At 55.4% G+C, this 13,722-nt stretch carries 13 protein-coding genes and 1 pseudogene; 5 read left to right on the forward strand and 9 right to left on the reverse strand.

Going from position 1 to position 13,722, the window contains the following annotated elements:
• Positions 1 to 24 precede the first annotated feature (24 nt).
• A pseudogene (locus tag ACHMXK_RS11990) lies at positions 25 to 1,642 on the reverse strand (acyl-CoA ligase (AMP-forming), exosortase A system-associated).
• 143 nt (positions 1,643 to 1,785) lie between these two features.
• Between ACHMXK_RS11990 and ACHMXK_RS11995 the strand changes: the two are divergent.
• On the forward strand, positions 1,786 to 2,040 hold the full coding sequence (locus tag ACHMXK_RS11995) for an acyl carrier protein (protein WP_397440604.1): 255 nt from the start codon (positions 1,786 to 1,788) through the stop codon (positions 2,038 to 2,040).
• A gap of 17 nt (positions 2,041 to 2,057) precedes the next feature.
• Here the strand turns inward: ACHMXK_RS11995 and ACHMXK_RS12000 are convergent, their stop codons facing one another.
• The 8 genes from ACHMXK_RS12000 to ACHMXK_RS12035 are packed head-to-tail and all read right to left on the reverse strand — an operon-like array spanning position 2,058 to position 9,355.
• Positions 2,058 to 3,305 carry a glycosyltransferase gene (locus ACHMXK_RS12000; protein ID WP_397440606.1) on the reverse strand — a complete coding sequence of 416 codons (1,248 nt, stop codon included), beginning with the start codon at positions 3,303 to 3,305 and terminating at the stop codon, positions 2,058 to 2,060.
• Between the two features lie 31 nt (positions 3,306 to 3,336).
• Positions 3,337 to 4,188: a hypothetical protein gene (locus ACHMXK_RS12005; RefSeq protein ID WP_397440608.1), complete on the reverse strand. Its 852-nt coding sequence runs from the start codon at positions 4,186 to 4,188 to the stop codon at positions 3,337 to 3,339.
• A 3-nt stretch (positions 4,189 to 4,191) separates the two neighbouring features.
• Positions 4,192 to 5,064 carry a hydrolase 1, exosortase A system-associated gene (locus ACHMXK_RS12010; RefSeq protein ID WP_397440609.1) on the reverse strand — a complete coding sequence of 291 codons (873 nt, stop codon included), beginning with the start codon at positions 5,062 to 5,064 and terminating at the stop codon, positions 4,192 to 4,194.
• The gene (locus tag ACHMXK_RS12015) at positions 5,061 to 5,924 is read right to left on the reverse strand and encodes a hydrolase 2, exosortase A system-associated (RefSeq protein ID WP_397440611.1); all 864 of its coding nucleotides are present in this window, start codon (positions 5,922 to 5,924) and stop codon (positions 5,061 to 5,063) included. The genes ACHMXK_RS12010 and ACHMXK_RS12015 overlap by 4 nt, the downstream gene beginning before the upstream one ends.
• 3 nt (positions 5,925 to 5,927) lie before the next feature.
• Complete coding sequence (locus tag ACHMXK_RS12020; protein WP_397440613.1) at positions 5,928 to 6,197, reverse strand: phosphopantetheine-binding protein; 270 nt, start codon at positions 6,195 to 6,197, stop codon at positions 5,928 to 5,930.
• Between the two features lie 28 nt (positions 6,198 to 6,225).
• Positions 6,226 to 6,789: a 2-oxo acid dehydrogenase subunit E2 gene (locus ACHMXK_RS12025; RefSeq protein WP_397440615.1), complete on the reverse strand. Its 564-nt coding sequence runs from the start codon at positions 6,787 to 6,789 to the stop codon at positions 6,226 to 6,228.
• The gene (locus tag ACHMXK_RS12030) at positions 6,692 to 7,357 is read right to left on the reverse strand and encodes a biotin/lipoyl-containing protein (RefSeq protein WP_397440617.1); all 666 of its coding nucleotides are present in this window, start codon (positions 7,355 to 7,357) and stop codon (positions 6,692 to 6,694) included. Before ACHMXK_RS12030 ends, ACHMXK_RS12025 begins: the two co-directional genes overlap by 98 nt.
• Entirely contained in the window at positions 7,358 to 9,355 is a 1,998-nt protein-coding gene (locus tag ACHMXK_RS12035) for a dehydrogenase E1 component subunit alpha/beta (protein WP_397440619.1), read from the reverse strand.
• Between the two features lie 130 nt (positions 9,356 to 9,485).
• On the opposite strand from ACHMXK_RS12035, the gene ACHMXK_RS12040 reads away from it, so the two are divergent.
• The 4 genes from ACHMXK_RS12040 to ACHMXK_RS12055 all read left to right on the forward strand — a co-directional run bounded on the left by ACHMXK_RS12040 (position 9,486) and on the right by ACHMXK_RS12055 (position 13,707).
• Positions 9,486 to 10,289 (forward strand): tetratricopeptide repeat protein, encoded by an 804-nt coding sequence (locus tag ACHMXK_RS12040; RefSeq protein ID WP_397440621.1) that lies wholly within the window; start codon positions 9,486 to 9,488, stop codon positions 10,287 to 10,289.
• A 45-nt stretch (positions 10,290 to 10,334) separates the two neighbouring features.
• Entirely contained in the window at positions 10,335 to 11,519 is a 1,185-nt protein-coding gene (locus ACHMXK_RS12045) for a prenyltransferase/squalene oxidase repeat-containing protein (RefSeq protein ID WP_397440623.1), read from the forward strand.
• Between the two features lie 74 nt (positions 11,520 to 11,593).
• Complete coding sequence (locus ACHMXK_RS12050; protein WP_397440625.1) at positions 11,594 to 12,265, forward strand: class I SAM-dependent methyltransferase; 672 nt, start codon at positions 11,594 to 11,596, stop codon at positions 12,263 to 12,265.
• Positions 12,262 to 13,707, forward strand: a complete 1,446-nt coding sequence (locus ACHMXK_RS12055) for a lipopolysaccharide biosynthesis protein (RefSeq protein ID WP_397440627.1) — start codon at positions 12,262 to 12,264, stop codon at positions 13,705 to 13,707. The genes ACHMXK_RS12050 and ACHMXK_RS12055 overlap by 4 nt, the downstream gene beginning before the upstream one ends.
• Positions 13,708 to 13,722: the final 15 nt, after the last annotated feature.

Consider the following 13,722-nt stretch of genomic DNA (forward strand, 5'->3'; position numbering starts at 1 on the left):
GATGCGGGGAAGCTGAACTGGCGTTCAACCCCGGTTGCGCTCCAACCATTCGCAGGCGAGAAGTTTGCGGTCTATCTTGCCATTGGGGTTGCGTGGCAAGGGGCCTGCAACGATTTCGATGCCGGCCGGCACCATGTACGCAGGCATGCGTTTGCGGCACTCAGACATTAAGTCATTTAGGCCTGTAGCCCCCATATTCATTGCGCTAGTAGCTATCACATGTATAGCATGCCCCAAGGTGGGATGCTCCACACCAAAAGCGACGCACTCCCCCACCATTTGGGTGGCGTACAAAATTTCTTCCACCTCGGTAGGACTCACCCTATAGCCCGAGGTTTTCATCATTTCATCGCGTCGGCCAATGAAATACAAGAAACCTTCTGCATCCATACGCACCGTATCACCCGAAAAAACGGCATATTCGGGCAACGGCAGGCCCGGCTGCCGACCCGGCGCGTCAGGTGCCAATAATTTGTAGCGCTCCACCGTCTTCTCGGCGTCGTTCCAGTAACCCATGCCCACCAACGCGCCGCGGTGCACCAACTCGCCAGGCTCCTCCGGGCTGCAGGGGGGACCCATCTTCGCGCAGCACAAGAATTTCGGCATTGGGAATCGCCTTGCCGATGGAGTCGGGGCGCCGGTCAACCTGATCCGGCGGCAGGTAGGTGGATCTGAAGGCTTCCGTCAGGCCATACATCAGAAATGGCTTGGCCTTGGGCGCCCGTTGGCGTAGCGCCATGAGCGTGTCCCGGGGCATGCGTCCGCCGGTGTTGGCGAAATAACGAAGGTTGTCGTTAATCGCCATGGGCCACTCCAGCTGCGACAGCTGGATGTAAAGGGGCGGCACCGCAGTCAAGCCGGTCACGCTTTCCTGCACCATCGCCTTCAAGACATCGCGAGGCATCAGGTAGTTCAGCAAGACCACCCGCGCACCGGCATAAAACGCGGTGGTGAGCTGACTGAAGCCCGCGTCAAACGACAGAGGCAGTGCCGCCAGCAGCGTGTCCTGTGGGCCGTTCTCCAGGTAAGACGCCACGCTCTTGGCCCCCGCCACCATATTGCGGTGCGACAGCACCACGCCCTTAGGCTTGCCGGTGCTGCCCGAGGTGTAAAGAATGGCGGCCATGTCCACATCAATCACCCGATGCCCGGACTGCGGGGCGCTGCTGAGCAAGTCGCGCCAGGAGACCAACGCCAGCGGACCTTTGAGGCCAGCATCGGCTGGGGCAGAAGGAGCCCCAGATTCGGTCACCACCACATGGCGCAAGTCATGGCAGTCGGCCAGAACTTCTTTCATCAAGGCGAGACGCTCTGGCGACGTCACCAGCACGCGAACATTGCAATCGCGCAAAATGAAGGCCACTTGATCCGGCTTTAGCAGTGGATTGACGGGCACAAAAACCGCCCCGGCCGCCGGCGCGCCAAAACTGGCAATCACCGTCTCGAACCGCTTTTCAAGATAAATCGCCACCCGCTCACTACGCTGCAAACCCAAACCCATCAGGCCGGAAGCAAACTGGCTGACAATGGCGCTCAAATCACCGTACTTCAGCGACAAGGCACCACTGGTTACAGCAATCGCCTGCGGATTGCTCTCGGCAGTCAAAGCAATCAGTTCCGGCAAGAGCGTAGATTCGGTCATAGATAAGTTGCCTGAAAGACGGCGGAAACTCAAACATGGTCGGCCCATGGAAAATATCACACAAGCGACACGCTGGCTATATTTCCACGCCTCACCCTACCTAAAATACTCAAACTGACACTGCGCCCAGAAGGATGAAAGTCATGAACACAAGAAAAGAACTGCTGTCGCTTCTAAATGAAACCCTGCACCTTGAAGGTCGAACTGCTTCATTTGATGAAAACACCCCACTCCTTGGCGCATTGCCGGAAATGGACTCGATGGGAGTCGTATCGCTGCTAACCGCCTTTGAAGATCGCCTTGGATTTACGGTGGACGACGACGAGATAGACGGGTCGGTATTCCAGACTTTTGGCACCTTGTTAAGGTTTGTCCAGAAAAAACTAGGCGTTGATTGAGCTCCCCCCAATCCGAGTCAAGAAGCTACATCAACCAGCAGATGCGCCAATTCGGCAGTTCTTGACCGCCGTGAGTTGCGTTCGGCCACCTCTGTCCGCACGCCGCGAAGCGTTCCACTTTGGAGGCCCCGCACAAAGCGCCTCAGGCCAGCCGCAATGTCTCGTTCATCCGCGATATTCACAATATCCATTGAACCCGCCTGCCGAAGAGTTTCAGCAGTATTACCAAGCGGGTCGGTCAACGCAAGAATAGGACGTCCGGCGCGGAAATACTCGTAAAGCTTGGCGGGTATCTGATGGTTGCACATGGCTGCCTGGAAAAGCAACAGGCCATCCGCGCCTAGCATCTCCTGCAACGCCGCACGGTACCCAATTGATGGCGCCAGTTCAACCAGGTCCGAGATGCTGTATTGGTCTAACATTTGACGGTACATATCCTCACTGCCTGTTGCCCGAAGCACCACCCGAAGCGTATCTGAGCTGATTTCGGCGCTATGCTTCAGCGCTTGCAAGGCTGCAAAAAATGGACGGGGGTCACGCTCCTGTGGGTACAGAATACCGCTGTGTATGAGCGTAACCTGGCCGGACCGACTCGACGATTGCCTCGTGAACTCGTGCTCCGCATCACGGAAATTCTCGTCGTCGTAACCATTTTCGATGACTGCCCAACGGGAGGACGGCGCCTCCGGGTAACGCTGTGCATACATTTCAAGTGTGCCCTGGGTCGTGAACACAACTTTGGTTGAGTGTTTCACCATGGCCTTCTCCAGACGGCGGTTGCTGCGCCAAGTCAACGGATCGACTGGGTAGCCAGGCTCAGTCATGGAGTCTCGGCAGTCGGAGATCCACGGTAATCCGCTCAAACGCTGCAACGTGAGGCCTATCAGGTGAGCGCTAGAAATGGGATATGTCGACATGATCGCTGCCGGGCGATAACGCCGGATCATTTGCATACCCCGCCAAACACCCGCGGGCCACCAGCTTACCCAGCGATCCGGCTGAGCCAGCCACCGGGGATAACGGCCGAAAAAGGAAAGGTGCTGCGCTGTATTCAATGCAAAGGCCCTCTCCACCAGCATACCGTCTGGAATCTCCCCCATCTGATCGTCACTCACTTGCTCATAGGCCCGTGGCAACACCGTCAGAATCATCGGCTCCCAACCGTGATCCCGTAGATAGGCAGAAAACTTCAAAGTCCTCTGGATCCCACTGCTTCCCTGAACAGGTGGGTAATGGAAAGCAATAATCAATAATCTTCGCGGCATTGGTGGCCTATTGTCATCATGCTTCGAACGGCTACAGATCCAGTGCCATGGTTTCAGAATACAGATAGTCAATATCTGTATCGGCCAGGGTCGAGCTCAAATACAACTTTGGATTAAAACCTGCGCGAATCTTGGATGGCTTAGGTACATTTCTCAAAAAGCGACATTCAACGTGAGTACTGAGCAAACCGCTTAGCAACAAATGGTTCGCAAATCGGCCAAAGCTTCTGTAGAAGAGATTGCCATCGCTCAAGTAGAGCACGTTTGCCGCTGGCAGCCCCTTGAAAAATCGCCGCTTGTAAATCACGTGACACCAGCGACCCGGCTTGCCCACCAATGCCTGCTGCAGCCACGGGTACACGGCATGATCACGATAGACCTTAAGGGCATCGTCACTCAGAGCCGACTGAATGTCCTCCGGCCTATGGAGCACCTGCACGTCCCGGGCTGACAAAACCGGCAAATTCAATATCACAGCTACGCGCTCGTCGAGTTCCTTGAACTTGAGAAACTTCAAGGTAGCTCCAACGACTTTAGTTGGTGAAAAATCCGTGAAGTGATAGCCAGGCTGGCTAATAAGCGCCATGGCAAGACGCATGCTTTGCTGGCGAAAGGCATCCAGAACACACCAGCTCGTAATGTTGCAAAACTTCTCGGGCTGTGCCCTGACTATGCGGCGGGCGTAGTAAGCCCCGATGCCGCCGACAATCTGGCCCGCATCGCGCACAACAAATCCGTAATTGGGTCGCTCGGCCATCCATTCATTTCGCAGACCATTCACCCACTCCTCGGACGAACGATCACCACGGAGATTGGCATGCAAAAATCGAGCAAACTCAGGCAGAGTGGCATCCGTTACAGGCTCAATAATGGGGCGCGGCATGATCTACCAGCTACGCAGCCAATCCACGCCCCACCCGACGACCTGGTCGCGCTGAGCCGCAGAAGAAAATGTGTGATCGCTTTCCGGGAGATCATGACGGGTTGCCGGCTTACGGCGGAGTTCATCTTGCCAGGCATCTGAGCCATTCATCAAGTCATCAAACTCCCGCGCAATCAGATCTCGACCGCTCAGCACCAGCATGACGGGCCCTTGAAAACGCGTCAACCCCAATAACAAGCGTTCTGGCAATGAGCCATGGCGCTGGATGACCTCGCCAATCCCGTGGTTGGAAATTTGCGCCGAATCGGCCTTCGACGTCCGGGATTGACGCATCAGTTTCAACACAGACAATACCGACGCAAAAGGGTTGAAACGGAAGCTGAAAACTTTCCTCCAGAAACTTGGCTGCATGATTCGTTGCAGATAATAAAAACGTAAAATGGTCTTGGCTTCACCGGCTTGCGTTCGCACCCAGGGGTTTAGCAACACGATACCCTTGGCCCTTGTATCACGGTGGGCGTAAAAAAGTATCGCGGACGACGCATCGCACTCCCCCCAAAGTACAACTTCCTTGAGTTCGGGAACGGTCTCAAAAAACTGGTCAATAGCGGCTTCAATATCGTCATGTATTCCTTCGAAGCCGACGAATTGACCTTTGGAGTCACCCATGCCACGGTAGTCAAAGCGAAATACCGGAAAACCCTCTGAGCATAAACGCCGCGACCAAAGCGTTAATTGGCGATGCCCGCCAGAGCGGTATTGGGGGCCGCCACCCACAACAAACAGCACGCCCCGCTGTTGCGGCTGGTCAGGCCTGTGGAGTATGCCGACGAGTGAGTCACCTCTGCATTTGAAGCTAACAGCTGATTCCGTCATTGACCCAACACCTTACGACTTAACCAGGCGCTTGTCCGCTCAATGATGGCCGGCGCAGTAACCCTCTCATGGACTTGCCAGAACGCCGGTCCGGTGTATGTACCGGCATCGATCGCCACACCAGCGGCTTCCCAAGCGGGCAAGGCCTTTTTACTCGCGGGTAAAATTTCTGCATGATCCTGGCTCGCATTTTCAAGCCACAAAACATGAGACCCATTGCCCAGTTTGTTAGCGATCAGGCGAGCGCCATCAATGGCTTTGGCAAGTTCGGGATGAATTTCATATCCAGCCACTTCAACGGCTTGACCCATCGCCAGTTGCTGGCGTAGAGACGCCGTAGTTTCCTTGGGAAGATCCGGGCGATCCAGCTGAGCGGCCATGCGAACCCGCAGAAACTGGGTCAGGTGAACATTACCATCCAGCACTGGTTGCCAGAAAACAAGGGCGATGCCTGACTCACCCAACTCGGCGTGAACCTGCGCTGCCAAAACGGCGCCCAAGCGAATTCCCCAAATCGCGCTCAGACCGCCAGGTTGCATCACCAGCCAGCGCCGCGTCGCTCGAATATCGTCCAGCCAAATTTCCCATCGTGCATCACGGTATTCACCCTCGCTATCGCCAGTGCCGTGCAGGTCTAACACTAGCGTACCGAAACCGAGGGCCGCCAGCGCGTGTGCCTGGAGGGTCATCATGCTTCGACAGCGGTTCATCTCCTCATTGAATGGTGGGACACAAAGGACATTCCCACGAATCCTGGTCGAATCCGAAGGCCGGTGGTGCACCGCAAACACGCGCCCCCCCGGCGCATCAAAAAAAAATGGCTCAACGACGACAGCGATCGGTCCAGTTGATGCAGACATCGCTTACAAGATGCTTTTGCGTTTCAACAAGAAGTTGGCCATCATTTCCATGCTGCCCAAGTTGTCGATCGTGAAATCTTCGGAGGCAATGTGAAGGTCATACGTCGACTCAAACCAGGCCAGCAGCTCCAGCAGGCCGGCCGAATCGATAACACCCGTTGCTGGGATGATCTCATCGGGCTGCAGGTCACTGGCATCACAATCAAGTGTTCTGGCAATCTCCACCACCTTGGTCTTGATCGCTGCAATGATTGAATCTTTGTCGAGTGTCATTTGGCTTTAACCTCGTCCGTCAGTTAATTTAACTTGATTTACCGGGATTTGACAGCTTGCGCAACATGCTCGCCACCTCTGATCCGTTCATCACCCGATGATCATAAGTTGCACCCAATACCGCAACACCATCGGACCCAGCGGTGTGCGCCACCATCAAGGCCGTCTGTGGAGACAGTATCGGAACATGCCGAGCCACCTTCCAGCGCGCCATGCTGGAAAATCCGATCGTTGTCCCTTGTGTCTCTTGCGGGCTCAGCTTGTGACCCGCCGCCCGACGCTGCAAGTCAACCATGGCACTCACGAATCCAAACTCGCCCAAGCGAGCAGCGTCACGCACCACAGCAAGATATAACACGTCGCCAACCTGTATCGTAGAGCCGAGGTTGACTTCCTTATACTCGTATCGCCTGGTTCCGACAATCGTTGAGTTCAAGCGCGGGTTGTCACGAGCAAGCTCCACGAGCCGCCATGCCATCAAGGGCAACAGCGGGCTAAGCAGTAGCCCTTGCCTGCGACCGAACTCCGACGCATAGGCGTCCCAGGGGAGCCGGGTCATAAGTGACCTCGATATAACCTGGAACCGCCACATCACGATGCCACAAAACAGTGGACAACATTCCGCGATCCTCACTCTTCAGAAGTTTCAACTCCCCAGCCAAGTCCGGCAGCAAATCACCGACCTGAGTGACCTTCGCGCCCAGCGGCAAAGGTTTCCCATTGGCTGCCATGTATCGCTCAATATCATCGACGTTCAAACGCTCGCCACTAGCCGGCACCACGGCTGCATCCAGTCCATATTCTTTTAAAAGCGCCCGCGCCTTGGCGGTCGGAGCCGAGCCCAAAGGCGTCGGTGCGTCATTGGGCTTTGCCAGTTCGGGAACTGCATCGTCTTTGGTATTGCCCAGCCAGATCAAGACACTTCCAACTTTGACAATATCATCCACTGCGCCGAACACCGCCAGCACGTAGCCATCCGCAATGGCTTCAACATCGACCACGGCTTTGTCGGTTTCGATCTGCGCAATGATCTGCCCCTTGGTCACCCGGCCACCAACCCCCACCGCAATCCCCACAAGTTTTACCTCGTCGTCATTGTTATTGATTCTGGGAATGTGTATCGCTTCAGCCATCGCAGATGATCTCACTTCTAGAAACATTCAAAATAAGCCAAGAACTCCGTCTATGATCGCTTGCTCGTCGGGAAACTGAGCCCGCTCCAGACTACGCGCCGAAGCGATTGGAACCGGCGGCATCCCAATCCGAATGATCTTGCCCCGATAACCAGCCTCCGCCAAGCTGGCCACCAGTTCCGCACTGACACCAAACTCATGGTGCGACTCCTCGATCACAACGATGCGCCGACGCTCCAACAACAACCCCACCAAAGTCCGTCGAGGGATCGGGGCCAGCAGAGAAGGCGAAACAATCTCCACCGATAGCTCCTCCTCCCGCCCCAACCGTTCGGCTGCACGCTCAATAAAAGGCAGCATGCCGCCGAAGCCAACCAGGGTGACATCCGACTGAGCATCACCGCGCCGCAGGGTTGGAAACAGGTCGGCGCCTAAATCCGACTCATTCGGTAGCACCGTCTGGTAATCACTGGGATCCTGAGCTTCAGCATAGAGCAGCTTGTGCTCCAGAAAAACAACCGGATTCGACCAACGCGTCACGGCATTAACCAGCAACTGGCCAATGTTGTGACGATGGCTTCCAAAAACAACCGTCAGACCGGGTACGGACACCAGAAGATTCTCCGGACTCTGGCTATGGGTCGGGCCATAGCCACGACGCCCTCCACAAGGCGCCCGAATTACCAGCGGCACATCGCAATCCGCAAACATGCCCGGGAACTTGACGGCATGGTTATAAATCTGGTCCATGCAAAGTGTCAAGAAATCCGCAAACATGATTTCCACAATCGGTCGATGCCCAGCAATTGCCAACCCTATGCCGGCACCGGTAATGCCAGCCTCACTGATGGGGGTGGAAATCACTCTGTCAGGGAATTCTGTCGACAAGCCAGCGGTCACCTTGAACGCGCCGCCATAAGGCTCGTGCAAATCTTCGCCCAACAGCAAAACATCATCGCAATTGGTGAGCAAATTGCGCAGGGCAGCATTGAGCGCGCTACGGACATTGCCCGCCACAGGTGGCTGCGCGGGAATCGAGGCATCACGCGCAAGCCGCATCGCATGTACAGGCACAACATCAAAATGGGACTCTGGTGAAGCCAGCGCGGTTGCCTCCACCTCTCTGAGGAATGCCAGGTTTCGCGCCTCTATGCCGGCCCGCTCCTGAAGATTCAGCCGATTGCCAAGCGCCATGAGTGGGTCTCGGTCGTTGATGGCGGCACGTTCCGCCGCATCGCGCAAGTCATCGCCTTTGCTGTGTGGCCCCAGACGCCTGGTTTTTATGACCAACATCCCCGGGCCTTTGCCTTCGCGCATGTCGACAACGACCGAATCCACCGATGTCATGAAATCCGGGGCAACATCATCCAGCTCCCAGGTACGCAAACCAAATGCAGCACCACGTCCGGCAATGCTCCCGGCAAGCACATCCCGGGTATACGTGGTTTGGGCAATTCCATTGTTCTCAACGACAAACAGCACTCGCACGCCCCAAACCGACGCCAGATTCATACTTTCGTAGAGCAAGCCTTCGCCCAGCGTGCCGTCGCCGATCATGACGGCAACCACCCCCCTGCTTGCCCGGCGCTTGATATCGAGCGCCAAGCCGCTGGCTATAGCCGTCATGCCGGCCTGGACACCATTGCTGTGGAAATTGCGGTACGCAATATGTTGGCTGCCCCCGTAACCACCACAAACGCCGTCCTGCCGCCCCATGATCTCTGCGACCAGACCCACTGCGTGACCGGAATAGGTTAAAAAATGACCGTGGTTACGGTGGTTGGAGAGCACCACGTCATCCGCATCGGAGAGTGCCCGCACCACTGACATCTGACACAGCTCCTGGCCAAGGCAGGTGTGCGTGGTGCCCGACAACAAGCCGCGACCGAACAGGTCAAGAATAAGTTGCTCGGTTGACCGGATGAAATGAGCAAAGCCATATAAACTGGCGTCGTCAAGGCCAATCAGGGGCCTTCCAGCCGGGTCAATCATGTAACCGGGAACGGGTTTGATCATTTGCGTCATGCCCTCCGGGTGAAAACCACCTATGCTCCGGAGTGTACCAACCCCATGCTGGCCTGATGTGTGAGACGTGGATGCAATCAGGAATTGTGGGGAAAGTACACAATTTCAGTCGTAGACATGGAGAATAGCGATGAACCATGAAGATTGGAAGCATGCGCCGGCTAGTGGCAACGCCATTTCGCGAATTAGTCGTCTTTCATTTCTTCTGCTTGGCTTCGCGACCATCCTGTCGATAAATGGCACCGCAACAGCCCAGCCAAGCATCGGGAACTGCGTACTGGGCCACATTGCTGGCGGGTTTGGCCCCTTTGATTACCGCACCGAAAGAAATGTCAATTTGACGACGGTGGAACAGTATCACTTCACGCCCGAGGTTGAAAACCGGATCAAGGGGAGCACGGGGACCATTGGTAGTGACCTGGACTACACATTGAGAGCATTTCCAAATCACCATCGGGCACTCATCGCGATGATGCGACTCGGCGAGAAGCTCAAAACCCCTCAGCCACCAGGGGCCCGCTTTTCGGTTGAATGCTGGTTTGAGCGAGCGCTGTACTTTCGTCCAGACGATGACATAGCAAGACTCATATATGCAACCTTCCTTGCCAAAAATGGGCGCAAACCAGAGGCGATAAAACAACTGGAAGCCACAGCCAAGGCAGCAGATAACAACGGCTTTACCCACTACAACATCGGCCTGATCTATTTGGACATCAAAGATTACGATCAGGCACTGGTCCAAGCCCACATTGCCTACGGCCTCGGTGTTACCAAGCCGGAGTTGCGAGAGAAATTGGAGAGTAGCGGCAAATGGAAAGAGCCCGATGAGAAACCTATAAAGCCACAGCCAGAGGTAGTGACCCAGGGCGTGGAAGCACCCAATCCAAACGGTGAGCGCACGTTGGACCCGAACAACTCAAGCAACGAGAAATAGTGCCAGATTTTTAAAACCAGTTCACACCCCGATTTGAGAATCAACATGGGACTCAAGAACATTGCATCACGGCTCGTAACGCGCTACATCGACGAACGGCAGCTTCCAGAAGAAGCAAAACTTCAACTGCAAGTAGATCGTGTTGACCTGCCCGAACACGATGCAGGGCCCGCTGTCGTAGCGGCAGCGGGCATCGAGTGGCTGAAGCGGTCCCAAGACATGTCAATTTCCCGGGATGGGGGTTCGGCACGGGACTACAGCCTGCTAAAAGGGTGGTCCAGTTCATATCCAGAAACGTCTGGCTATATCGTGCCCACGCTGATTGACTATGCCGACCGGACGAACGATCTGGCTTTAGCGAATCGAGCTAGGCGCATGCTTGACTGGCTGGTCTCGATTCAGTTCCCCGAAGGGGGATTCCAGGGCGGAAAAGTGGATGCCAGCCCCCATGTGCCGGTCACATTCAACACCGGACAAATCCTGATCGGCTTGGCGGCAGGCGTCCGGCGGTTCGGTGATGTCTACCGTGCGCCCATGAACCTGGCTGCTGCATGGTTACGCGACACGCAGGATGCGGATGGTTGCTGGCGCAAACACGCCACGCCTTTTGCTGCGCCGGGTGATAAAGCCTATGAAACCCATGTTTCCTGGGGTCTGTTCGAGGCTGCCCGGCTGGAGCCCACTCAGGAGTTTGGCGAAGCCGGGCTCAAGCAGGTGCACTGGGCTCTTACCAAACAGGCTGACAACGGCTGGTTTGCCAGCAACTGCCTTTCGTCGCCCAATGCCCCCCTCACCCATACCATTGGCTACGTGCTACGCGGCGTCATCGAAGCCTATCGCTTCTCAGGCGAAATGGAGTTCCTCGCTGCAGCCCGGCGAACAGCCGATGCCCTGCTCGAGGTTATCGAGCGGGATGGTCGCATTGGCGGCCAACTGGACAAGAACTGGAAAGCCACGGTTGAATGGGTCTGCCTGACCGGCAACGTTCAAATTGCTGCTTGCTGGTTCTTGCTACATTCAATCACCGGCAAGAAAGAGTATCTTGAGGCGGCAAGGCGAGCCAATCGTTATGTCAGACGAACGGTGCACTTGACCGACAACCCCGACGCAGTCGGTGGGGTTCGCGGCGCCTTCCCTGTCGATGGCGATTACGGAAAATTTGAGTATCTGAACTGGGCAACAAAGTTCTGCATTGACTCCCAACTTATGGAAATGATGGTCACCGAGTAGCTCCGGTAGCCCATAGCGAAGCTTGCAGCAGATAATCTTCACGTCAACTCTGTCCATATTTCCCAAGGCCGAGCATGAACATTATTCCGTGGCGCGTCAGAGCAACTATTTCGGACCGTTTTCCACTGGTTTATCACCTCACCGTGAATCTGTTTCGAAAACGCATGGGCATCGATTATTGGGATAAAAGCCTGGCGGAGTGGTGGGGGCACGATGTCCGCCGCTGGCCCACCAAGGCCAGGATCATCTCGGAGCGAAGCGATCCGGCTTCAGCGCTTATCGACATCGCCTGCGGGAACGGCAGCATTCTTAGAGATCTTCGCGCGCGGGGCTTCGACAATCTTTCCGGTCTGGAGATTTCCCACTACGCAGTCAATCGACTACGTGAGGAAGGTTTCACCATGTTTCATGGGGTGTTGCCTCGCATTCCGGTGCCGGATCAAAGTTTCGACACTGTGATCGCCTCTCAGGTACTCGAACACATCATCCGGAGAAATACTTTCGCCTCCGAAATTTCAAGAATCATGAAGCCGGGCGGGCAAGCGTTTCTCTTCGTGCCGAACGACTGCCTTGGCCCTATCGACGAGCCGGAACACGTCATCAAGTACAACCGAAAGACATTTGAATCATTTCTCAATCGACACTTCGATAACGTCTCGGTAGAAATCATCAAAGACCAAAATTTTGCCATGCCGGTTCTGCTTGGCCACGTTCGAAAACCGATTTCCCAGGAGCGTATCCGTTGACTCTTCGTAGTCAAGTTCTGGCGGGGCTCAAGTGGACTGTGCTGGGGCGCCTGACCTCGCAACTGCTCACTTGGGCGATAACAATCTATGTTATTCGCCTGCTAAAGCCGGAGGATTATGGATTGATGGCGCTGGCGGCAATATTCAGCGCGCTGTTCAGCTTGCTTTCGGAGATGGGTCTTGGCTCAACTCTGGTGCAAACCAAGGACTTGCCGCCGCAACGCTTACGGCAGATTTTTGGCCTGGTCGTATTGTCGAATGGCGCTGCTTGCCTGGTGATGGCGACTGTCGTCGCACCCTTGGTCGCTTTATTCTTTGCTGAACCGCGCCTGCAGCCAGTCGTGCAAGTCATTGCGCTTCAATTCATTCCTGCCATGTTTGTCGTGGTGCCTTCCGCAATGCTGGAGCGGAACATGAAATATCGCGGCCGGGCCATCACCGACCTTGTATCAACCACCGGGGGGGCGTTAGTGACGCTTTTGCTGGCCAATATGGGATATGGCGTGTTCGCTTTGGCGTGGGGCATAGTCTTCGGAACCATAGTCCGGGCAGTAGGCCTCAATATAGCCAGCCCATTTCTCGGGCGGCCTATCTTTCACTTCGCCGGTTGTGGCAGCATGTTCGATTTCGGCCGCAATGTCGCAGCGACCCAGCTAGTCTGGTTTTTGTATTCACAAGCCGACGCTTTCATTGTCGGAAAATTTCTTGGAAAACACAATCTGGGAGTTTATTCCGTTTCCATGGATCTGGCCTCGTTGCCAGCCTCGCGGGTATCGTCGATCCTGAATCAATTGGTTTTCCCATCCCTATCAAAAGTAAAACGAGACGGCGGCACAGTGGGACCTTATCTACTGAAAGGCATGAGAAGCCTGAGCCTCGTATCGTTTCCAGTGATGTGGGGGATGTCCAGTGTTGCACCGGAACTCGTACGAACACTGCTTGGGGAGAAATGGGTAGAAGCGGCTCTTCCGCTGACGTTGCTCTGCTTGATCATGCCTATGCGCGTGCTGTCACCACTCATGCATGCCGGCTTGTATGCCGTAGGGCGCGCCGATGTCAGCTTCCGGATCACCGCTATAACAGCAGCCACCATGTGTAGCGCGTTTCTGGTGGGCGCCCAGTATGGGCTGATTGGGTTGAGTCTGGCATGGCTTGTGGCCTTCCCAGGAGCATTCTTGTTCAATCTGCTGAGATCCTGCAAGCACCTGGGCCTCACTGTGAAGGAAATCGCCACCACGCTTGCCAGGCCAGCGCTGGCCTCTTGTCTTATGTATGTATTGGTCATCCTGGCTCGCCATGCAATTGGCTGGCCATCGGCGATTGCTAATCTCTTGACGTTGACGGCCGTGGGTGCAGTCGCTTACACGGGATTCACTTTTATGTTTAATCGCGAAGTTGTGTTGGAGATAAGAAATTTGATTACCCGAAGTCCATCAACTTAAAGTCTCTAGTCGCGC

Origin of the sequence: Polaromonas sp. UC242_47 (genome assembly GCF_044452385.1) — a bacterium.
Classification (GTDB): domain Bacteria; phylum Pseudomonadota; class Gammaproteobacteria; order Burkholderiales; family Burkholderiaceae_C; genus Polaromonas.

Bases quoted from the DNA above. Each gene is read 5' to 3' on its own strand.
- ACHMXK_RS12015 (WP_397440611.1), bottom strand. From the start codon at position 5,924: ATGTCTGCATCAACTGGACCGATCGCTGTCGTCGTTGAGCCATTTTTT.
- ACHMXK_RS12040 (WP_397440621.1), top strand. From the start codon at position 9,486: ATGAACCATGAAGATTGGAAGCATGCGCCGGCTAGTGGCAACGCCATT.
- ACHMXK_RS12030 (WP_397440617.1), bottom strand. From the start codon at position 7,357: ATGTTTCTAGAAGTGAGATCATCTGCGATGGCTGAAGCGATACACATT.
- ACHMXK_RS11995 (WP_397440604.1), top strand. From the start codon at position 1,786: ATGAACACAAGAAAAGAACTGCTGTCGCTTCTAAATGAAACCCTGCAC.
- ACHMXK_RS12010 (WP_397440609.1), bottom strand. From the start codon at position 5,064: ATGACGGAATCAGCTGTTAGCTTCAAATGCAGAGGTGACTCACTCGTC.
- ACHMXK_RS12045 (WP_397440623.1), top strand. From the start codon at position 10,335: ATGGGACTCAAGAACATTGCATCACGGCTCGTAACGCGCTACATCGAC.
- ACHMXK_RS12000 (WP_397440606.1), bottom strand. From the start codon at position 3,305: ATGCCGCGAAGATTATTGATTATTGCTTTCCATTACCCACCTGTTCAG.
- ACHMXK_RS12050 (WP_397440625.1), top strand. From the start codon at position 11,594: ATGAACATTATTCCGTGGCGCGTCAGAGCAACTATTTCGGACCGTTTT.
- ACHMXK_RS12020 (WP_397440613.1), bottom strand. From the start codon at position 6,197: ATGACACTCGACAAAGATTCAATCATTGCAGCGATCAAGACCAAGGTG.
- ACHMXK_RS12035 (WP_397440619.1), bottom strand. From the start codon at position 9,355: ATGACGCAAATGATCAAACCCGTTCCCGGTTACATGATTGACCCGGCT.
- ACHMXK_RS12025 (WP_397440615.1), bottom strand. From the start codon at position 6,789: ATGTGGCGGTTCCAGGTTATATCGAGGTCACTTATGACCCGGCTCCCC.
- ACHMXK_RS12005 (WP_397440608.1), bottom strand. From the start codon at position 4,188: ATGCCGCGCCCCATTATTGAGCCTGTAACGGATGCCACTCTGCCTGAG.